Consider the following 20,487-nt stretch of genomic DNA (forward strand, 5'->3'; position numbering starts at 1 on the left):
ATTGGCTGGTTTTACGACTGCTTCGTCGGAATGCCGCCCAACCCGATCGCAGGCTGCGCCAGCGGCTACAGGGATCGCGGTATATGTGTAGCCGCTGCCGAGCACCGCGAGGCTGCGATCGGCTGCAAAGCAGCCGCCAAACCACCGCACGCGGTGTAGCTGATGCAACGCGGTTGCCGGGTTTGCGACGGCTGCGCCGCCGATCGCAGCCTCGCACGCTCGGCAGCGGCTACAGAGAACGTGGAGGCGGGGAGAGCGGGGTCAGGCGGTTATAGCCAATCCCAGAAGCGGCTCCAGAAGCCGCGGTTCAGCTCTTCCCGGCAGCCGGCGTATTGCTGGCCGTAGAGGTTGGAGCGGCTTTGCACTTTCCCCGCCACGGTCTGCAGCCAGGGTTTGGCCGTATAGGTCTGGCGGCGATAGCCGCCCCAGCCTTCGTGGTAGTTCAGGTACTGGCGGTAGGCGTCCTGCTTGGTCACGCCGTTGACCCGCGTGGTCTGGTCCATGTACCAGCCGATAAAGTCGGTGGCGTCGGCGAAGTTGGTGCGGCTGGCCCAGTAGTTGTCGCCCTTGCGCTGGTAGTCGCCCCAGACTTCATACTTGGCCTGCGGGTAGCCGGCCGCTGTGGAGACCCGACCCCAGGGGATCACCCACAACAGGTATTTGCGCGGCGGCAAGGCATCCTGCTTGAAGCTCGATTCCTGGTAGATGATCGACAGCGGCACCTGGATCGGCACCCCCCATTTCTCTTCGGTGGCCTTGGCCGCCTTGAACCAGTCGCTTTTCTCGCGAAAGATCTCGCAGATGTCGTTGGGGTTGGCCGGCGGCGAGGTCGCACAGCCGGTCAGGACGAGGGGGAGTACTACGGCGGCATAGGCAAAGCGGGTCAAGGGCAAGGCTCTATTCGGGTCGATGGCAGCGCCGCGTAGCGCTCCTTCGATCAGTTCAGTTGGTGGCGATAGGGCAGGTCCGGTCCGGTCTTGCCACAGGTCAGCGCCGCGGCGCGGATGGCGAACCTGAGCATCTGGTCGATCTGGTCCCGGCTCAATCCCGCTACAGCTTCCAACGAATCCAGCTGCCTTTCGGTCAGCCAGGCAATCAGAGCGGCCTGGAAGGTGTCGCCGGCGCCCACGGTGTCGGCCATCTTAATCGGCATGGCCGGCGCCGACCAGCGGCCATGTGCCCGACTGAACACCGTCGCGCCCTCTGCGCCGCGGGTCAGGAACACCAGCTGGCAGTGATGCTGCAGCCAGCCTTCGATCACTTGCTGCGGGTCCTGGTCGGGGTAGAGCAGGTGCAGGTCCTCGTCGCTGACCTTGATCAGGTCCGCGAGCCGGACCAGGGTGTCGATGCGCTGGCGCCATAGCTGGATATCCGGGGCCGGATTGAGGCGCACGTTGGGGTCGAGGCTGATCAGGCGCTGGCCGCGCTCGCGGCGCACCAGTGCCAGCAGGGTGTCGGCGATCGGCTGCACCACCAGGGAAAACGAGCCGATGTGCAGGCCGCGCACCCGGCTGTCCAGTTGCGGCAGGTCGGCCAGCTGCAACTGGCGGTCGGCGCAGCCTTCGCCACGGAAGCTGTATTGCGGCGAGCCGTCGGCGCCCACCGCGACCATCGCCAGGGTGGTCGGGGCCGGCACGTGCAGCAGGTAGTCTTCGCCCACGCCTTCGTCGCGCAGCACCTGCAACAGGCGCCGGCCGAGGTAGTCGGTGGACAGCCCGGCGAACAGCGCCGCGTCCACGCCCAGGCGGCGCAGACCGACCGCGACATTGAAGGGCGAACCGCCGGCGATTGCCTGGAAGTTGACCCGCGATGCCCGACCGCTGGCATCGTCTTCGCTGAAAAAATCGAACAGTGCTTCACCGCAGACCAGATACATAGTCACTCGCTCTTCAAAAGGGTTGCCACATGCTGTTGGTAAAGTTCATAGGCCTGCTGGTAGGCCGCGACATTGGCCGCTATCGGCCAGGTTTCGCTGCTTGCATCGAGCCTCACGCAGCGCTGGCACAACTGCGCCAGGCTCTGCGCCTGGCCGCTGTCGTGGGACTCGCACCAGGCCGCCTGGATCGCCGCGCCCAGGGCCGCCGCTTCGCTCTGCTCGGTGCAGACCACCGGGGTGTGCATGATATCGGCGACCATCTGCCGCCACAGCTGGCTTTTCGAACCGCCGCCGATCAGGCGGATGCTCTGGCTTTGCAGGCCGTTCTGGCGCAGCAGGTCCAGGCCGTAGCGCAGGCCGAAGGTGGTGCCTTCCATCACCGCGCGGCACAGGTTGGCCCGGGTCAGGTTGTTGGCGGTCAAGCCTAGCAGGCTGCCGCTGGCGTGGGGCAGGGCGGGGACCCGCTCGCCGTTGAGGAACGGCAGCATGCACAGGCCCTCGGCACCGATCGGCGCCTGGGCCACCAGCTGGTTGAAGGCGTCGATATCCAGCTCGAACAATTCGCGCACCGCGCCCGTGGCATTGGTCAGGTTCATGGTGCAGATCAGCGGCAGCCAGCCGCCGCTGGAGGAGCAGAAGGTCGCCACCGTGGCGTCCGCGCTGACCCGGGGTTGCTCGGCATAGGCGTACAGGGTGCCGGAGGAACCCAGGCTCATGGTGATCGCCCCGGGCTGGATATTGCCGGTGCCAATGGCCCCCAGCATATTGTCGCCGCCACCGCTGGACACCAGCGCCCGGGGGTTGAGGCCCAGTTGCCGGGCGATCTCCGGCAGCAGGGTGCCCACCGGCTGATGGGCTTCGAGCAGTTCCGGCAAGGCGGCTTCCAGGCGGCCATCGGGGTCGATATGCCTGAGCAGCGCCAGGTCCCATTGCCGGGTGCGCACATTGAAATAGCCGGTGCCCGAGGCATCGCCGTATTCGCTGCAGCAGCGGCCGGTCAGCCAGTAGTTCAGGTAGTCGTGGGGCAGCAGGACATGGGCGATGCGCTGGAAGATCTGCGGATGCTGTTCCCGGGTCCACAGCAGTTTCGACAGCGTGTAGCCGGGAGCAATCGCCACGCCCAGGCGCTCCAGGGAACCCTGTTCGCCGCCCAGGTAATCCAGCAGGCGCTGGTTCTGCGGGGTGGATTCGGTGTCGCACCAGAGCTTGGCCGGGCGCAGCACCTGGCCCTGCCGGTCGAGCAGGACCAGGCCGTGCTGCTGGCCCGAGACGCCGATGCCGAGGATATCCAGGCCGCTGACACCAGCGGCCAGCAAGGCCCGGCGGGTGGCCAGGGCGAACGCCTCGCGCCATTGCCCGACGTCCTGTTCACGGCGGCCGTTGGCGCTGCTGATCAGGCTGTGGGGCGCCGCGCCCAGCCCCAGCACTTCACCGCTGGCGGCGTCGAGGACGATGGCCTTGGTGCCCTGGGTGCCGCAGTCGATGCCGAGGAAAAGCTGTTGCGTCGTCATGGATGAACCTGCACAAAATTCAAATCAAACCCACTGTAGCCGCTGCCGAGCCCGCGAGGCTGCGATCGGTTGCAGCGCAACCGCAAAACCTGAATCCGCGATCTTTCTGGATCAACGCGACAGTAACAGGCAAGCATCAGCTGTCTCGGGCCAATATCCGCTCCAGGGTGCGGGTCACGCCGTCGTCGCGCAGGCTGCTGTAGCAGCGCTCGAAGGCGGCGGTGAATTCGGCGCTGGCGGGGATCGCCGTGCCGAAGATCTCCTCGACCGCCAACAACCGCTGGCCGATCAGTGCATCGTCCGCCACCAGCGCCTGGCAGAACCCGGCGCGCGGGTCGGGGATGCTGTAGCTGGCGCCGTTTTCGTCCACGCCCTTGAGGTACAGGGCCCAGGCGGCGACCACCAGGGCCGCGCGCTCGGTGTCGCGGCCATCGGCGATCAGGCGGTTGATGGTCGGCACGCTGAACTTGGGCAGCTTCGACGAGCCGTCGGAGCAGACCCGCTCCAGCTGGTCGGCAATCGCCCGGTTGGAGAAGCGCGCCACCAGGGTGTCCTTGTAATCGCTCAGGTCGATGCCCGGCACCGGCGCCAGTTGCGGGGTCACATCCTGGTCCATATAGGCGCGCATGTAGGCCACGAACAACGGGTCGGCCATGGCCTCGTGGACAAAACGATAACCCTTGAGGAAGCCCAGGTAGGTCAGGGCCAGGTGGCTGCCGTTGAGCAGCTTGATCTTCATCTCCTCATAGGGCGTGACGTCGTCGGTGAATTGCACGCCGACCTTTTCCCAGGCCGGTCGGCCGCTGACGAACTTGTCTTCCAGCACCCATTGCGCAAAGGGCTCGCAGACCACCGGCCAGGCGTCGTCGATGCCATGCTGGTCGTGCAGTTGCAGACGGTGGGCGGTGCTGGTCATCGGCGTGATGCGGTCGACCATGGCGTTGGGGAAGCTGAGGTTGGCGGCGATCCAGTCGTGCAACTCGGCGTCGCGCTGGCGGGCGAAGGCCAGCAACGCCTTGCGGGTCACCGCGCCGTTGTGCGGCAGGTTATCGCAGGACATCAGGGTAAAGGCCGGGACCCCGGCCGCCCGACGCTGGGCCAGGGCCGCGCAGAGAAAACCGAATACGGTCTTCGGCTGCTGCGGGTGGGCCAGGTCGTGCTGGATCTGCGGCAGGTGGGCCATGAACTCGCCGCTGCTGTCGTCGATGCAGTAGCCGCCCTCGGTGATGGTCAGCGAGACGATGCGGATCTGCGGGTCGGCCAGTTTGTCGATCAGCGCCTGGGCGCCGTCCTCGGCCAGCAGCATGTCGCGGATCGCGCCGATCACCCGCACTTCGGTAGCGTCGCTGTCGCCCAGTTCGAACAGGGTGAAGAGGCAGTCCTGGCCGGCCAGGTCGTCGCGGGCGCGGCGGTCCTCGGCGCGCAGGCCGACCCCGCAGATGCCCCAGTCCAGGCCTTCGCCGGTGTTCATCAGGGCATCGGTGTAGTAGGCCTGGTGCGCCCGGTGGAAACCGCCCACGCCGATATGCACCATGCCTTGCCGGATCTCGGCCAGGTCGTAGGCGGGCAGCCGCACTTCGGGGGCCAGGCAGTGGAGGTTGTGTCTGTTCAGTTTCATCGTTCGGTTCTCGTTCAGGCGGCGGCGCGCAGCGGCCTGGCCACGGCCACGCCGTCGGCATCGAAGAGGTGGCAGTGTTCGGCGTCCAGGTGCAGGTTCAGCTGCTGGCCGTAGGCGCTGGCCAGGTCGCCGCGGATACGCAGGGTCAGGGCTTCGCCGGAGCTGGTGACGACATGGCAGAAGGTGTCGCTGCCCAGGCGCTCGCTGACGTCGGCGGTGACCTGCAGGGTGCAGTCGCCAGGGCGGGCCAGTTCCAGGTGCTCGGGACGAATGCCCAGGGTCACCGGGCTGCCGACGCTCAGCCTGGCGCCGCTTTGCGGCAGCTGGATGCGGGTGCCGGCATCCAGCAGCACCTCGCAGCCCTGGCCCTCGACCCGGCTGATCCGGCCCTTGAGGAAGCCCATCTTCGGTGTGCCGAGGAAGCCGGCGACAAACAGGTTGGCCGGGCTGTGGTACAGCTCCAGCGGTGAGCCCACCTGTTCCACGCGGCCGCCGTTGAGCACCACCACCTTGTCGGCCAGGGTCATGGCTTCGACCTGGTCGTGGGTCACGTAGATCATGGTCGCCTGAAGCTCTTTATGCAGGCGCGCCAGCTCCAGGCGCATCTGCACCCGCAGCGCGGCATCTAGGTTGGACAGCGGCTCGTCGAACAGGAAGATCTTCGGGTTGCGCACTATGGCCCGGCCAATCGCTACGCGCTGGCGCTGGCCGCCGGACAGCTGCTTGGGCTTGCGCTCCAGCATCGGCCCCAGTTCGAGGATGCGCGCCGCTTCGTTGACCTTCTGTTGCACCTCGGTTTTCGGCACGCCGGCCAGGTCCAGGGCGAAGGACATGTTCTTGCGCACGCTCATGTGCGGGTACAGGGCGTAGGTCTGGAACACCATGGCCAGGTCGCGCTTGGCTGGGCTGACTTCGGTGATGTCGCGGCCATCGAGCTCGATGGTGCCGCCGCTGACTTCCTCCAGCCCGGCGATCAGCCGCAGCAGGGTGGACTTGCCGCAGCCCGAGGGGCCGACGAAGACCACGAACTCCTTGTCGCGCACTTCCAGGTCGATGCCCTTGATGATGGAAAAACCTTCGAAGCCTTTTTGCAGATTGTTGATTTTCAGGTTGGCCATGGAATCTCTCCGGATTTCAAATTTCGGTGTAGCCGCTGCCGCAGGCTGCGATCGAGCCGCAGGCTCGCCAGCGATCTCAGGGGCGCCGAGGCCCCTTCGGTGCCTATCGCAGCCTGCGGCAGCGGCTACAGGGTTTTGATCAAGGTTTGGATCAGCGTTGATCAAGGGGGTCGTTTGGTTATTTCACGGCGCCGAAGGACAGGCCGCGCACCAGTTGTTTCTGGCTGATCCAGCCGAAGATCAGGATCGGCGCGCAGGCCAGGGTCGAGACCGCCGAGAGCTTGGCCCAGAACAGCCCTTCGGGACTGGAATAGGAGGCGATCAGCGCGGTCAGCGGCGCGGCGTTGGACGAGGTCAGGTTCAGCGACCAGAACGCCTCGTTCCAGCACAGGATCAGCGACAGCAGCACAGTGGAGGCCAGGCCGCCCTTGGCGATCGGCAGCAGCACCCGGAGCATTTCCTGGCCCAGGGTGGCGCCGTCCAGCCGCGCGGCCTCGAGGATGTCCCGGGGGATGTCCTTGAAGTAGGTGTAAATCATCCAGACCACGATCGGCAGGTTGATCAGGGTGTAGATGACGATCAGCGCGATGCGCGTGTCCAACAGGCCAAAGCTCTTGGCCAGCAGGTAGATCGGCATCAGCACCCCCACCGGCGGCAGCATCTTGGTCGACAACATCCACAGCAGGGTGCGCTTGGTGTTGCGGGTCTCGTAGAAGGCCATGGAATAGGCCGCCGGCACCGCGATCAGCAGGCACAGGGCGGTGGCGCTGAAGGAGATCACCACCGAGTTCCAGGCGAAGGCCAGGTAGTTGCTGCGCTCGTTGATGTGCAGGTAGTTCTCCAGCGTCGGCGTGAAGATGAACTGCGGCGGCGTGGCGAAGGCATCGATTTCGGTCTTGAAGCTGGTCAGCAGCATCCAGAAGATCGGAAAGAAAATCAGGATGGCGATGGCCCAGGCCAGGGTGCCGAGCAGCAGGCTTTGCAGGCGGCGGGATTGTTGCAGGGTCATGGCGCGCACCTCAGGGCTTGTCAGTCAGGTTTTTGCCGAGCATCCGCACCAGGATGATCGCGGCGATATTGGCGATGACCACGGCGATCAGGCCGCCGGCCGAGGCCATGCCCACGTCGAACTGCACCAGCGCCTGGTTGTAGATCAGGTAGGCGAGGTTGGTCGAGGCGTAGCCCGGGCCACCGTTGGTGGTGGTGAAGATTTCGGCGAACACCGAGAGCAGGAAGATGGTCTCGATCATCACCACCACCGCGATGGGACGCGCCAGGTGCGGCAGGGTCAGGTGCCAGAAGATCGCGATGGCCCCGGCGCCATCCAGGCGCGCGGCTTCCTTCTGTTCCTGGTCCAGGGACTGCATGGCAGTCATCAGGATCAGGATGGCGAACGGCAGCCACTGCCAGGACACAATGATGATGATCGACAGCAGCGGGTAGTGGGCCAGCCAGTCCACCGGCTGGGCGCCGAACAGCTTCCACACCGCGGCGAGAATCCCCGACACCGGGTGGAAGATCAGATTCTTCCAGATCAGCGCGCCCACCGTGGGCATGATGAAGAACGGCGAGATCAGCAGCACCCGGACGATGCCGCGGCCGAGGAACTCGCTGGCTTCCAGCAGGGCGCTGATCAGCACCCCGAACACCACACTGATCAGCAGCACGCTGCCCACTAGCAGCAGGGTGTTGCCGGCCCCGGGCAAAAAGCCCGAGTCGGTGAGGAAGTAGCTGAAGTTCTCCAGCCCGACGAACTGGTTTTCCCCGGGGTACAGCAGGTTGTAGCGGATCAGCGAGAAGTACAGGGTCATGCCCAGCGGCACGATCATCCACAGCAGCAACAGCGCCACCGAGGGGCTGACCAGGAACCAGCCGGGGTTGAGCAGGCGGCGCTTGCGCGCGACCTGGGGCACTTGCAAATGAGCTTTGGCAGTCGAGGTATTCATGGCGATCACAACCGTTCAGGTACAGATGCTTTTTTCTGTAGGAGCGGAGCTTGCCCGCGATAGCCGCACCGCGGTCTGTCCGATAACCGCGTTATCGTTCATCGCGGGCAAGCCTCGCTCCTACAGGAGACAAGGATTACTTGGGGTAGCCGGCGCGTTTCATTTCGCGTTCGGTGGTCTGCTGCGCGGCGGCCAGGGCCTGGTCGACCGTGGTCTGGCCGATCAGCGCGGCGGAGAACAGCTTGCCGACCTGGGTGCCGATGGCCTGGAACTCGGGAATGGTCACCAGCTGGATGCCGATGTAGGGCACCGGCTTGAGGGTCGGCCTGGTCGGGGCGGCGACCTTCAGCGATTCCAGGGTCACCCTGGCGAACGGCGCGGCCTGCAGATAGGCCTCGCTGTAGGTGGAGGCGCGAGTGCCTGGCGGCACGTTGGCGATGCCGTCTTTCTCGGCGACCAGGGCCCCGTATTCCTTGGAGGTGGCCCAGGTGGCGAAGGTCTGCGCGGCATCCTTGGCCTTGGAGCTGGTGGGGATCGCCAGCGCCCAGGAGTACATCCAGGCGCTGCCCTTGTCGGTCACCTGTTGCGGGGCGTAGGTAAAGCCGACGTGTTCGCTGACCTTGCTTTGGGACTTGTCGGTGACGAAGGAACCGGCGACGCTGGCGTCGACCCAGATCGCGCACTTGCCGCTGTTGAACAGCGCCAGGTTCTCGTTGAAGCCGTTGCTGGAGGCGCCGGGCGGGCCGGCCTTTTTCATGGTGTCGACGTAGAAGGTCAGGGCGTTCTTCCATTCCGGCCCGGTGAATTCCGGCTGCCACTGCTCATTGAACCAGCGCGCGCCGAAACCGTTGGCCAGGGTGGTGATCAGCGCCATGTTCTCGCCCCAGCCGGCCTTGCCGCGCAGGCAGAGGCCGTACTGTTCCTGCTCGGGTTTGTTGAGCTTGCCGGAGAATTCGCCGATCTGCTCCCAGGTCGGGTGTTCGGGCATGACCAGGCCGGCGTCCTTGAACAGGTCGGTGCGGTAGTAGGTCATCGAGCTTTCGGCGTAGAACGGCAGGGCGTACAGCGTCCCCTTGGCCGACAGGCCTTCGCGTACCGCGGGGAAGATGTCCTGCAGGTCATAGGCGGCGGGCAGGTCCTGCATCGGTTGCAGCCAGCCCTTGGCGCCCCACAGCGCGGCTTCGTACATGCCGATGGTCAGCACGTCGAACTGCCCGCCCTGGGTGGCGATGTCGGTGGTCAGGCGCTGGCGCAGCACGTTCTCTTCGAGCACCACCCAGTTCAGCTTGATGTCCGGGTGCTCGCTCTCGAAGGCTTTCGAGAGTTTCTGCATGCGGATCATGTCGCTGTTGTTGACGGTAGCGATGGTCAGGGTCTGGGCGCCGAGGCTGACGCTGCTGAGGGTCATGCAGGTGGTGACGAGCAGGGCGGTAATGCAGGGTTTCATCGTGCACTCCTCTTCCGGGCCCGGTGGGCGGCAGAAGGACGGTTATTGTTGTTGTGTCTTCCGGATGCCGGGAAGAATGTGGGGCTGATTACAGCCCTCAACGACCGCGCTGACAAATCATCCCTGACACTCGAATCGATACTTTTTTGCACTGCGATGAAAGCCTCCGCCCGGCGCAAGCCGCCATGGGCCAAGGATTAGCCCGCTCGGGCCGGGTAAAGCGGGGGAGATTGCGTATTGGTTTTTTACTGGGGCGACCTGTGCCGGAGAGCGGCGGGACGGCGCCGATGACAGCGGCGAAGCCCCGGTCGAACAGGGTTTCGCGCTGAGGGGGAGGGGGGTCAGAAACTATAGGTGGCCGACATGATCGCCGCGCGGGCGTCGCCGTATTCGATGGCCGAGGAGCGCGCCGTCGAGCCGTTCTGCTGGCGCACCCGTTCCACGTAGTCCTTGTCGAACAGGTTGTTGACGTTCAGCTGCAGGTCGAGATTGTGGTTGACCTTGTAGCCGAGCATGGCGTTATGCACCCAGTAGGCGTCCAGCTTGGCGCGGGTGCTGGAGGTCACGTTGCGCTCGCTGACATAACGAGTGCCGTAACCCAGGGTCCAGCCGGCCGGCAGTTCATAGGTGGTCCACAGGTTGAACGAGCGCGGCGGCGTGTTGCCCAGGGCCTGGCCCTTGCGCGCGATGCCCGCGGCGGTGTTCGCCGCTTTCAGGGTTTCGCTGTCGAGGAAGGTGTAGTTGGCGAACACGTCCCACTGCTCGGTGACATGCCCGGTGACGCCGATTTCCACACCCTGCACCCGCTGCTTGCCGGCCAGTTGGGTCGAGCCGTCGGCCATGGTTTCCCGGGCGTTGCTCTTCTCTACGCGAAACAGCGCCCCGTCCAGTTCCAGACGCTTGTCCAGCAATTCCCACTTGGTGCCCAGTTCCCAGGTCTCGTTCTTCTCCGGCGCCAGGTCCTGGTTGCCATTGCTCAAGCCACCGCCGGTCGAGGCCAGGTTCTCGGCGGAAGGGTTGAAGGAGTTGCCCCAGGCGGCATAGATGCGCCCGTTTTCGGTCGGTTTGAACACCAGGCCGGTGCGGGCGCTGGCCTTGTTCGTGTCCGAGGCCAGGCTCTCGCTTTTCACATGGCTGCCCGAGTATTTGTCGACGTCGCCCTTGATCTTGTCGTAGCGCAGGCCGAGGTTGAGGTCCCAGCGCTCGCTCAGGGCGATGGTATCGAACAGGTAGTAGGCCTGGCCCTTGAGGGTGGTCTCGGTATAGCCGCTGGTGGCCTTGCTGACCGGGCCATTCCAGCGTCCGGGCGGGTTGCCCAGGGCATAGCCATCGCGCGGATACAGCGCGGTGCCCAGGCCATGGTTGTAGGTCTTCAGGTCGAGGGTTTCCCGGGACAGTTCCACGCCCGCCACCAGGTCGTGGCGCATGCCGGCGAACTCGAAGTCGCCGATCAGGTTGCTCTGGTTGATCCACATCTCGGTGGTGGCGTCGCGCCCGTAGGCCTGGGGCCCGGCCGGGCGGTAGCGGCCCGCCGGCACGCCGCTGGTGTTGACATGGGACGCCGAGACTATGGTGTCGCGCGCGGTGCGGCTGTAGCGCGTGAGGTTCTGCAGGCGTAGGTGGTCGCTGAAGTCATGCTCGAAATCGGCGGTGAAGGCGTTCTGTTCGATCTGCTCCTTGTCCAGGTTCTTCCAGCCGAAATAGGCATCGCGCTTGACTCCGGCCAGCTTCTTGCCGTCAAGCGCCGGTACGCCGTAGTCCGGCAGGTTGTCGTCGGTCTGGTGGAAGGCGCTGAGGGTCAGCCGGGTGGCGTCGCTGAAGCCCAGGCGCAACGACGGCGCGATGCCCCAGCGCTCGCGGTCGATCTGCTCGCGGCCGGGCACATCGTTCTGATGGCCCATCAGGTTGATCCGCACCGCGCTGTCCTGGCCGACGCCTTCCAGGGGCTGGTTGCTGTCCAGCGTCAGGCGGTAGTAGTTGTCGGTGCCGAGGCTGCCGCCGAGGCGAGTGAACGCCTGGTTCTTCGGCTGCTTGCTGACCAGGTTGATGCTGCCGCCGGTGGTGCCGGCGCCGCCGAAGACTGAGTTGGGGCCCTTGATCACCTCCACCTGCTCGATGTTGAAGGTGTCGGAGCGGTTGGTCTGCGCACTGTCGCGCAGGCCGTCGATCTGCATATTGCTGTTGGCCGAGAAGCCGCGGATGTTGATGCTGTCCCCCGAGCCGCCACCGCCTTCGCCGGCATTGAAGGTGATGCCGGACACGTTCGACAGCACCTGGCGCAGGCTCAGCGCCTGCTGTTCCTGGATCAGCTTGGGCGGCACCACGGTGATGGTCTGCGGGGTATCCAGCAACGGCGCCACGTACTTGGCGGAAGACGAACGTTCGGTCTTGTAGCCTTTGCCTTCCTCCGCCTCGACCTTGATGTTGTCCAGTTGCAAGACGTTCTGCCGTTCGCCAGCCGCGCTGAGACCGGAGGCAGAGACGATGGCGAGGCCTATTGTGGGGGCCAGCAGAGGGCGCTGTGACAAGGAGGAGGGGGCTTTGCTATCCATGAGAATCACTCTTTGGGTTTGATGAGATTAAATCCTATTTGAGATTGATTATTAAAAGCGAAATGTACAAGAACGCTTACAATTTTTTGACGTTAATGAGATTTGTCTTCTAGCAGTGAAGGCAAGGTCATAACCTGTAAGAGATTTATCTTTTGATGTGCTGAGACTCATCTGCCTGGATCAAGGGTGAGTGGGTGTGCGGCCTGTCGCTGCGCGGAGGGCTGGAGGCAGCGGCGCACGAAGGCCAGTAACCGGACGGGACGAGACGGGCCGCTTAGCCAAAAGCCCACTGGCTTTTTCCTCGGCACTGCCTAAGATGACCGACAAATCTCCTTATGCAGGAAGCAGTTACGCGCGATGTCGGAAAAAGACACGATCTCCATGCAACTGGTGCGCGAAGCGCTGCTGCAAAGCTGCGCCCCGGGTGCCGCCAGCGAAGAAGTGCTGCTCAAGGTCGGCATCGACCCGGCCCAGCTGGAGGTCAGCGCCGCCCGTGTGCCGGCGGCGGCCTATGCCCGGCTGTGGCGCCTGCTGGCCCGGCGCACGGACGACGAGTTCTTCGGCATGGACCCGCGCAAGCTCAAGTCCGGCAGCCTGGCGTTTCTTTGCCGCAGCGCCATGGCCCGGCAGAACCTGGCGGCGGGCCTGGAATCCGGGCTGGCGTTTTTGTCGCTGATGCTCGAATACCTGCCGGCCCAGCTGGTGCGCCAGCAGAGCCTGGCGGAGATCGTCCTGCTGGAGGACGAGCAGGAACCGCGCCGGGCCTTTACCTATTTCACCTACTGGATGATCGTCCACGGCGTGGCCTGCTGGCTGGCCGGGCGGCGCATCCCGATCCTGGCCATCGAGCTGCGCTGCCCGGAACCGGATTTCTGCGACGACTACCAGGTGATGTTCTCGCAGAACCTGCGGTTCGACCGGCCGCGCACGCGGATGATCGTCGCCGCCGATTGCCTGGACCTGCCGATCAAGCGCAGCGATGAGGAACTCAAGCGTTTCCTGGCCCAGGCGCCGGCCAATATCCTGGTCAAATACCGCGACCCAGAAAGCCTGGCCAGCCGCATCAAGCACGACCTGCGCCAGCTGCCCGCCGCCCAGTGGCCGGAAACCGAGAGCCTGGCCCACAGCCTGTGCATGTCGGCCTCGACCCTGCGTCGCCGCCTGGCGGAAGAAGGGCAGACCTACCAGGGCCTCAAGGACGGGGTGCGCAAGGAACTGGCGATCGCCTGGCTGGCCGAGCCGCAGATCAGCTTCACGGAAATCGCCAGCCGCCTGGGCTTCGCTGATGCCAGTTCGTTCTACAAGGCCTTTCGCAAATGGTCCGGTTCCAATCCCGGGCACTACCGCAGCCTGATCCTCAACGAGGCCGGTTGAAGTCGGCGGCGCCCGCTCGCTCCTACGGACTCCCCCCGACCTGCGCGCATCCCTGTAGCCGCTGCCTCGCTGTCGCTCGGCAGCGGCTACAGGGCGCCTTGACCGCCATGGGGTTCTTGGCCAAACCAGTCACGCAACTTGAAAGCTTTGACCATTGTCCCGCCCGGGCCGTGGCGCCAGTATTTGCCTGATGTTTTTGTGGTTCCCATCCTAATAAGAACAGCGAGGGATTCTGGCAATGCGCGATTACCTGTCTGCCACGGCACACTTCAATTACCAGCACACCGTCGATGCGGCCCTGCATGGCTCCTTGTCGGCACTCAATGCCTGCGTCGAATGCTGTGACCGGCACGCCTTGCCGGGACGTATCGCGCTGTTCTGGGAGGGCCGCGACGGCAGCAGTGCGACCTACACCTTCAGCGAGTTGCAGGATCAGGCCGCGCGTTTCGCCAACTTCCTCCTGGCCCAGGGCGTGCAGAAGGGCGACAAGGTCGCCGGCCTGCTGCCGCGTAACGTCGAACTGCTGATTGTGGTGTTCGCCACCTGGCGCATCGGCGCGGTCTACCAGCCGCTGTTCACCGCCTTCGGCCCCAAGGCCATCGAACATCGCCTGAGCAGTTCCGGGGCCAAGCTGGTGGTGACCGACGCGGTCAACCGGCCAAAGCTCGCTGAAGTGGCGGACTGCCCGACCATAGTCACGGTCGCGGGCGCCAAGGGTCAGGGCATCGTTCGCGGCGACTTCAGTTTCTGGGCCGAACTGGCCAATTACCCGGCGCAATGCGAACCCGTACTGCTGACCGGCGAAGACCCCTTCCTGCTGATGTTCACCTCCGGCACCACCGGCCCGTCCAAGGCCCTGTACGTACCGCTCAAGGCCATAGTCGCGTTCCAGAGCTACACCCGCGACGCCGTCGACCTGCGCCCCGAAGACGCGTTCTGGAACGTCGCCGACCCGGGTTGGGCCTACGGCATCTACTTCGGCATCACCGGCCCGCTGGGCCTGGGCCATCCGATCACCTTCTACGATGGCCCCTTCACCCTGGAAAGCACCTGCCGGGTGATCAACAAGTACGGGATCACCAACCTCACCGGTTCACCGACCGCATACCGCCTGCTGATCGCCGGCGGCGACGAGTTCGCCCGGTCGATCAAGGGCAAGCTGCGCATCGTCAGCAGCGCCGGCGAGCCGCTGAACCCGGAGGTGATCCGCTGGTTTGCCGACAACCTCGACGTGGTGATCCACGACCACTACGGCCAGACCGAGATGGGCATGGTCTTGTGCAACCACCATGGCCTGGAGCACCCGGTGCATGTCGGCGCGGCCGGCTTCGCTTCGCCGGGCCATCGCATCGTGGTGCTCGACGACAACCACCAGGAACTGTCGGTGGGCCAGCCGGGCATCCTCGCCCTCGACCGCAGCCAGTCGCCAATGTTCTGGTTCAACGGCTACGACGGCGTGGTGACCAAGGCCTTCGTCGGCGATTACTACCTCAGCGGTGACACCGTGGAGCTGAACCCGGACGGCAGCATCAGCTTCGTCGGGCGCAGCGACGATGTGATCACCACCTCGGGTTACCGGGTCGGTCCGTTCGACGTGGAAAGCGCGCTGATCGAGCACCCGGCGGTGATCGAGGCGGCGGTGATCGGCAAGCCCGATCCGGAGCGCACCGAGCTGGTCAAGGCCTTCGTCGTGCTCAGCGCCCAGTACCGCGCCACGCCGGAGCTGGCCGAGGAATTGCGCCAGTACGTGCGCAAGCGCCTGGCCGCGCACTCGTACCCCCGTGAAATCGAATTTGTCAGCGAATTGCCGAAAACCCCAAGCGGCAAGTTGCAGCGCTTCATCCTGCGCAACCAGGAAATCGCCAAGGCTCAAGAGGCCGCGGCGCACAAGGCTTCGGCCTGAATTACCCAGGAACTCATGATGCACATCGAAAACAAGGTTTTTCTCGTCAGCGGCGGCGCTTCCGGTCTCGGTGCGGCCACCGCGCAGATGCTGGTCAAGGCCGGCGCCCAGGTGATGCTGGTGGACCTCAACGCCGAGGCCGTGCAAGCCCAGGCGCGACAGCTCGGTTGCCAGAGCACGGTCGCCGATATCACGGACGAAGCGGCCGCCGAAGCGGCGGTGCAGGCCACCCTCAAGGCGTTCGGCAGCCTGCACGGGCTGGTCAACTGCGCCGGCATCGTGCGCGGCGAAAAGATCCTCGGCAAGAACGGTCCCCATGCCCTGGCCAGCTTCAGCCAGGTGATCAACGTCAACCTGATCGGCAGCTTCAACCTGATGCGCCTGGCCGCCGCGGCCATCGCCAACAGCGAGCCGAACGCCGACGGCGAGCGCGGGGTGATCATCAACACCGCCTCGGCGGCGGCCTTCGATGGGCAGATCGGCCAGGCCGCCTATGCCGCCTCCAAGGGCGCCATCGCCAGCCTGACCCTGCCGGCCGCCCGTGAGCTGGCGCGCTTCGGCATCCGGGTGATGACCATCGCCCCGGGCATTTTCGAAACCCCGATGATGGCCGGCATGAGCGACGAAGTGCGGGCTTCCCTGGCCGCCGGCGTGCCGTTCCCGCCACGCCTGGGCAAGCCGGACGAGTACGCCGCGCTGGTCGGGCATATCATTAGCAACAGCATGCTCAACGGCGAGGTGATCCGTCTCGACGGTGCCTTGCGCATGGCAGCCAAGTAAGGAAGGAGGACTTCTCATGAACCAAGATCCGATCGTTATCGTCAGCGCCGTCCGCACCCCCATGGGCGGTTTCCAGGGCGAGCTGAAAAGCCTGACCGCGCCCCAGTTGGGCGCCGCCGCCATCAAGGCCGCCGTCGAGCGCGCCGGGGTGGCCAGCGACAGTGTCGATGAAGTGCTGTTCGGCTGCGTGCTGCCGGCCGGTCTCGGCCAGGCGCCGGCCCGTCAGGCGGCGCTGGGTGCCGGCCTGGACAAGGCCACCCGCTGCACCACCCTGAACAAGATGTGCGGCTCCGGCATGGCCGCGACCATCGCCGCCCACGACATGCTGCTGGCCGGCAGCGCCGAGGTGGTGATCGCCGGCGGCATGGAAAGCATGTCCAACGCGCCGTACCTGCTGGACCGCGCCCGCAGCGGCTACCGCATGGGCCACGGCCGGGTGCTCGACCACATGTTCCTCGACGGTCTCGAAGACGCCTACGACAAGGGCCGGCTGATGGGCACCTTCGCCGAAGACTGCGCCGAAGCCAACGGCTTTAGCCGCGAGGCCCAGGACAACTTCGCCGTGGCCTCGCTGACCCGCGCCCAACAGGCGATCAAGGACGGCAGCTTCAAGGCGGAAATCGTGCCGCTGCAGGTCACCGTCGGCAGGGAACAGCAAACCATCAGCGACGACGAACAGCCGCCCAAGGCCAAGTTGGACAAGATCGCCGCGCTGAAACCGGCGTTCCGCGACGGCGGCACTGTCACCGCGGCCAACTCCAGCTCGATCTCCGACGGCGCCGCGGCCCTGGTGCTGATGCGCCGTTCCGAAGCCGAGAAGCGCGGGCTCAAGCCCCTGGCGGTGATCCACGGCCACGCGGCATTTGCCGATACCCCGGGGCTGTTCCCGGTGGCGCCGGTCGGGGCGATCAAGAAACTGATGAAGAAGACCGGCTGGTCGCTGGATCAGGTCGAGCTGTTCGAAATCAACGAAGCCTTTGCCGTGGTCAGCCTGGTCACCATGCAGAAGCTGGAAATCCCCCACGACAAGGTCAACGTCCACGGCGGCGCCTGCGCCCTGGGCCACCCGATCGGCGCGTCCGGCGCGCGGATCCTGGTGACCCTGCTCTCGGCCCTGCGCCAGAAAGGCCTGAAGCGCGGCGTCGCGGCCATCTGCATCGGCGGCGGCGAAGCCACGGCCATGGCCATCGAATGCCTGTATTAAGGAATCACCATGCTGCCTAATGACGAACAACAGCAGATCAGCGACGCGGCCCGGCAGTTCGCCCAGGAACGCCTGAAACCGTTCGCCGCCGAGTGGGACCGCGAGCATCGCTTCCCCCGCGAGGCCATCGGCGAGATGGCCGGGCTGGGCTTCTTCGGCATGCTGGTGCCGGAGCAGTGGGGCGGCTGCGACACCGGTTACCTGGCCTATGCCATGGCCCTGGAAGAGATCGCCGCCGGCGACGGCGCCTGCTCGACCATCATGAGCGTGCACAACTCGGTGGGTTGCGTGCCGATCCTCAAGTTCGGCAACGACGAGCAGAAGGAGCGTTTCCTCAAGCCCCTGGCCAGCGGCGCCATGCTCGGTGCCTTCGCCCTGACCGAACCCCAGGCCGGCTCCGACGCCAGCAGCCTGAAAACCCGGGCGCGGCTGGAGGGCGAGCATTACGTGCTCAATGGCTGCAAGCAGTTCATCACCTCCGGGCAGAACGCCGGGGTGGTGATCGTCTTCGCGATGACCGACCCGGCGGCCGGCAAGCGCGGCATCAGCGCCTTTATCGTGCCCACCGACTCGCCGGGCTACAGCGTCGCGCGAGTGGAAGACAAGCTCGGCCAGCATGCCTCCGATACCTGCCAGATCCTTTTCGAGGATGTGAAGGTGCCGGTGGCGAATCGCCTGGGCGAGGAGGGCGAGGGCTACAAGATCGCCCTGGCCAACCTCGAAGGCGGTCGCGTGGGCATCGCCTCGCAATCGGTGGGCATGGCCCGCGCGGCTTTCGAAGCCGCCCGTGACTACGCCCGCGAACGGCAGAGCTTCGGCAAACCGATCATCGAGCATCAGGCGGTGGCTTTCCGCCTGGCGGACATGGCCACCCAGATCGCCGTGGCGCGGCAGATGGTGCACTACGCCGCGGCCCTGCGCGACAGCGGCAAGCCAGCGCTGGTGGAGGCGTCGATGGCCAAGCTGTTCGCCTCGGAAATGGCCGAGAAGGTCTGTTCCGCCGCCTTGCAAACCCTGGGCGGCTATGGCTACTTGAACGACTTTCCGCTGGAGCGCATCTACCGCGACGTGCGGGTCTGCCAGATCTACGAAGGCACCAGCGACATTCAGCGCATGGTCATTTCGCGCAACCTCTGACTTTTAGCAGGAGCTGATCCATGAGTTACGAAACTATTCTGTTGGAGATCAAGGACCGCGTCGGCCTGATCACCCTCAACCGCCCGCAGGCGCTGAACGCTCTCAACGCGCAGATCGTCAGCGAAGTGAACCAGGCCCTGGACAGCCTGGAAGCCGATCCGCAAATCGGCTGCATCGTCCTCACCGGCTCGAAGAAGGCCTTCGCCGCCGGCGCCGACATCAAGGAAATGGCCGAGCTGACCTACCCGCAGATCTACATGGACGACCTGTTCAGCGACAGCGACCGGGTGGCCAACCGGCGCAAGCCGATCATCGCCGCGGTCAACGGTTTTGCCCTGGGCGGCGGCTGCGAGCTGGCGCTGATGTGCGACTTCATCCTGGCTGGCGACAACGCCAAGTTCGGCCAACCGGAAATCAACCTCGGCGTGCTGCCGGGCATGGGCGGTACCCAGCGCCTGACCCGCGCCGTGGGCAAGGCCAAGGCCATGGAAATGTGCCTGACCGGGCGTTTCATCGATGCGGTGGAGGCCGAGCGTTGCGGCATCGTCGCCCGTATCGTGCCGGCCGATGAGTTGCTGGACGAAGCGCTGAAAGTCGCGGCGCTGATCGCCGCCAAGTCGGTGCCCGTGAGCATGATGATCAAGGAAAGCGTGAACCGCGCCTTCGAAGTCAGCCTCTCGGAAGGCGTGCGTTTCGAGCGCCGGGTGTTCCACGCGGCCTTCGCCACCGAGGATCAGAAGGAAGGCATGGCGGCGTTTATCGCCAAGCGCGAGGCGCAGTTCAAGGACCGCTGAAGCGGGTCTTTGCTACAAACGAAAATCGCAGCCTTGGCTGCGATTTTTTTGTGCCCATGAGGACGCTATCGCGGGCACAACAGATAGTTCTTCAACTCCCGGGCAATCAACATGCGCTGAATCTCGCTGGAACCCTCGTAGATCTGGGTGATCCGCGCGTCCCGGTAGTAACGCTCCACCGGGTAGTCCTCGAGGTAGCCGTAGCCGCCGTGGATCTGGATCGCCGAGGAGCAGACCTGCTCGGCGATTTCCGAGGCGAACAGCTTGGCCTGGGAGGCTTCCGACAGGCACGGCTTGCCGGCGCTGCGCAGGCGCGCGGCGTGCAGAATCAGCAGGCGCGCGGCATTGAGGCGGGTGTGCATGTCGGCCAGCAGGTTGGCGATGCTCTGGTGCTCGATGATCGGTTTGTCGAACTGCACCCGCTCGCGGGCGTAGGCCAGCGCCGCTTCGAACGCGGCGCGGGCTATGCCCAGGGCCTGGGCGGCGATGCCGATGCGCCCGCCTTCGAGGTTGGACAGGGCGATGGCCAGGCCCTTGCCGCGCTCGCCCAGCAGGTTGGCCTCGGGAATGCTGCACTGGTTGAAGGTCACCGCGCAGGTGTCCGAGGCGCGGATGCCCATCTTGTGTTCGCTGCGGTCGACGACGAATCCCGGGGTGTCGGTGGGCACCAGGAACGCCGACAGGCCTTTCTTGCCCAGCTCCGGATCGGTCACCGCGAAGACGATGGCCAGCTTGGCGCGCCGGCCGTTGCTGACGAACTGCTTGGCGCCGTTGATCACCCACTGGCCGTCCTTGAGTTCGGCGCGGGTGCGCAGGTTGTGGGCTTCGGAACCGGCCTGGGGTTCGGTCAGGCAGAAGCAGCCGATCGCCTGGCCGCTGGCCAGGTCCGCCAGCCAGGTCTGTTTCTGTGCCTGGCTGCCGTAGTTGAGGATCGGCCCGCAGCCCACCGAGTTGTGGATGCTCATCAGCGCGCCGGTGGCGCCGTCGCCGGCGGAAATTTCTTCCACCGCCAGGGCGTAGGCCACGTAGTCGACATAGGTGCCGCCCCATTCCTCGGGCACCACCATGCCCAACAGGCCCAGCTCGCCCATCTTCGCCACCAGGGCGTCGTCGATCCAGCCGGCCTTTTCCCAGGCCTGGGCGTGGGGGGCGATTTCACCGCGGGCGAAGTCCCGGGCCATGTCGCGGATCATCACCTGCTCTTCGCTCAATTCAATGTCGTGCATG

General features: G+C 65.3%; 16 protein-coding genes. 6 read left to right on the forward strand and 10 right to left on the reverse strand.

The window, feature by feature from the left end:
• Positions 1-269: 269 nt before the first annotated feature.
• From ACTJKT_RS00465 to ACTJKT_RS00505, 9 genes are all read right to left on the reverse strand, one after another.
• A complete protein-coding gene (locus tag ACTJKT_RS00465) occupies positions 270-887 on the reverse strand; it encodes a transglycosylase SLT domain-containing protein (RefSeq protein ID WP_440785732.1) in 618 nt (205 codons plus the stop codon).
• Between the two features lie 50 nt (positions 888-937).
• Positions 938-1,876 (reverse strand): carbohydrate kinase family protein, encoded by a 939-nt coding sequence (locus ACTJKT_RS00470; RefSeq protein ID WP_440786053.1) that lies wholly within the window; start codon positions 1,874-1,876, stop codon positions 938-940.
• A 2-nt stretch (positions 1,877-1,878) separates the two neighbouring features.
• On the reverse strand, positions 1,879-3,387 hold the full coding sequence (xylB, locus tag ACTJKT_RS00475) for a xylulokinase (RefSeq protein ID WP_440785733.1): 1,509 nt from the start codon (positions 3,385-3,387) through the stop codon (positions 1,879-1,881).
• Between the two features lie 136 nt (positions 3,388-3,523).
• Complete coding sequence (locus ACTJKT_RS00480) at positions 3,524-5,005, reverse strand: mannitol dehydrogenase family protein (protein ID WP_440785734.1); 1,482 nt, start codon at positions 5,003-5,005, stop codon at positions 3,524-3,526.
• 14 nt (positions 5,006-5,019) lie between these two features.
• Positions 5,020-6,123, reverse strand: a complete 1,104-nt coding sequence (locus ACTJKT_RS00485; RefSeq protein WP_440785735.1) for an ABC transporter ATP-binding protein — start codon at positions 6,121-6,123, stop codon at positions 5,020-5,022.
• A 178-nt stretch (positions 6,124-6,301) separates the two neighbouring features.
• Positions 6,302-7,132 carry a carbohydrate ABC transporter permease gene (locus ACTJKT_RS00490; RefSeq protein ID WP_028683916.1) on the reverse strand — a complete coding sequence of 277 codons (831 nt, stop codon included), beginning with the start codon at positions 7,130-7,132 and terminating at the stop codon, positions 6,302-6,304.
• 10 nt (positions 7,133-7,142) lie between these two features.
• On the reverse strand, positions 7,143-8,069 hold the full coding sequence (locus ACTJKT_RS00495) for a carbohydrate ABC transporter permease (protein WP_025808983.1): 927 nt from the start codon (positions 8,067-8,069) through the stop codon (positions 7,143-7,145).
• A 136-nt stretch (positions 8,070-8,205) separates the two neighbouring features.
• Entirely contained in the window at positions 8,206-9,477 is a 1,272-nt protein-coding gene (locus tag ACTJKT_RS00500) for an ABC transporter substrate-binding protein (protein ID WP_440786054.1), read from the reverse strand.
• Positions 9,478-9,857: 380 nt separating this feature from the next.
• A complete protein-coding gene (locus ACTJKT_RS00505; protein ID WP_440785736.1) occupies positions 9,858-12,068 on the reverse strand; it encodes a TonB-dependent receptor in 2,211 nt (736 codons plus the stop codon).
• A 357-nt stretch (positions 12,069-12,425) separates the two neighbouring features.
• Between ACTJKT_RS00505 and ACTJKT_RS00510 the strand changes: the two genes are divergently transcribed.
• The 6 genes from ACTJKT_RS00510 (at position 12,426) to ACTJKT_RS00535 (ending at position 19,260) form a co-directional block, all read left to right on the forward strand.
• Entirely contained in the window at positions 12,426-13,442 is a 1,017-nt protein-coding gene (locus tag ACTJKT_RS00510) for an AraC family transcriptional regulator (RefSeq protein ID WP_440785737.1), read from the forward strand.
• A 238-nt stretch (positions 13,443-13,680) separates the two neighbouring features.
• Positions 13,681-15,345, forward strand: coding sequence for an AMP-binding protein (locus ACTJKT_RS00515; protein WP_440785738.1), 1,665 nt, complete (start codon positions 13,681-13,683; stop codon positions 15,343-15,345).
• Positions 15,346-15,363: 18 nt separating this feature from the next.
• Positions 15,364-16,125 (forward strand): 3-hydroxyacyl-CoA dehydrogenase, encoded by a 762-nt coding sequence (locus ACTJKT_RS00520; protein WP_025808978.1) that lies wholly within the window; start codon positions 15,364-15,366, stop codon positions 16,123-16,125.
• Positions 16,126-16,141: 16 nt separating this feature from the next.
• On the forward strand, positions 16,142-17,329 hold the full coding sequence (locus tag ACTJKT_RS00525) for an acetyl-CoA C-acyltransferase (RefSeq protein WP_440785739.1): 1,188 nt from the start codon (positions 16,142-16,144) through the stop codon (positions 17,327-17,329).
• Between the two features lie 9 nt (positions 17,330-17,338).
• Positions 17,339-18,466, forward strand: a complete 1,128-nt coding sequence (locus ACTJKT_RS00530; protein ID WP_440785740.1) for an acyl-CoA dehydrogenase — start codon at positions 17,339-17,341, stop codon at positions 18,464-18,466.
• A 20-nt stretch (positions 18,467-18,486) separates the two neighbouring features.
• Positions 18,487-19,260 (forward strand): enoyl-CoA hydratase, encoded by a 774-nt coding sequence (locus ACTJKT_RS00535; protein ID WP_440785741.1) that lies wholly within the window; start codon positions 18,487-18,489, stop codon positions 19,258-19,260.
• A gap of 65 nt (positions 19,261-19,325) precedes the next feature.
• On the opposite strand, the gene ACTJKT_RS00540 is transcribed toward ACTJKT_RS00535, so the two are convergent.
• A complete protein-coding gene (locus tag ACTJKT_RS00540; protein ID WP_440785742.1) occupies positions 19,326-20,486 on the reverse strand; it encodes an acyl-CoA dehydrogenase family protein in 1,161 nt (386 codons plus the stop codon).
• Between the last annotated feature and the right edge of the window lies 1 nt (position 20,487).

Source organism: Pseudomonas sp. 22526 (assembly GCF_052044735.1).
Classification (GTDB): Bacteria; Pseudomonadota; Gammaproteobacteria; order Pseudomonadales; family Pseudomonadaceae; genus Aquipseudomonas; species Aquipseudomonas piscium.